This window comes from Oleiphilus sp. HI0132 (assembly GCF_001635845.1).
This window is the reverse complement of record NZ_LWGJ01000338.1, coordinates 1-771: the sequence shown is the minus strand read 5'-3', so window position 1 is coordinate 771 and position 771 is coordinate 1. Positions and strand designations below refer to the sequence as shown.

General features: G+C 45.3%; 2 protein-coding genes. Both read left to right on the top strand.

The genetic code is table 11. The features are described from left to right. Window positions 1–194, top strand: a 194-nt coding sequence (locus A3766_RS04195) for a coproporphyrinogen III oxidase (RefSeq protein WP_156508673.1), incomplete at its 5' end; no start/stop codon positions are given. Between the two features lie 27 nt (window positions 195–221). Continuing rightward, window positions 222–771: shikimate dehydrogenase (aroE, locus tag A3766_RS04190; protein WP_068641751.1), on the top strand; the 550-nt coding region annotated here is incomplete at its 3' end.

Below are 771 nucleotides of genomic sequence, written 5' to 3'. Positions count from 1 at the left end.
GTGGCCGTTATGTTGAGTTTAATCTAGTATTTGATCGCGGTACGCTATTTGGCCTCCAGTCTGGAGGGCGCACTGAGTCGATACTTATGTCGATGCCTCCGCTGGTCAGTTGGGATTACAACTATCAGACTAAAGCAGGTTCAAGAGAAGCTGAACTGACCGAGCGCTTTTTGCCGCATCAGGACTGGATCTGATAGTCTTCAGGGAGTAAGGAAAAATACATGTCAGATAAATATGCCGTTGTTGGTAACCCCGTTTCTCATAGTAAGTCTCCATTGATTCATAGTATGTTTGCCACGCAGACGAAGCAGGCACTTACTTACGATAAAATTGAAGCGCCAGTCGATGATTTTACATCAGTGGTCAAAGGCTTTTTTGCTCAGACAGAAGGAAAAGGCCTTAACGTTACCGTGCCTTTCAAAGAGCAAGCTTGGGACATGTGTGACAAGCGTAGCCTTGGTGCTGAANAGGCTGGTGCTGTAAATACTTTGTACCTTGATGAGCAAGGCTTGCTTTGCGGTGACAATACAGATGGTTTGGGTTTAGTGTCCGACATTCAGGGGCATGGAATTAGCCTAAGTGGAAAAAAAATACTGATTTTAGGGGCAGGTGGTGCTGTAAGAGGCGTATTGCAGCCTATACTTGAAGAAAAGCCAAGCAAGGTTGTGGTGGCCAATAGAACCGTTAGTAAAGCGGATGCTTTGGTAGACTTGTTTCAAGATCAGGGGAGTATTGAAAGTTCGAGCTTTGAAGCCTTGAACGAAGCTTTTG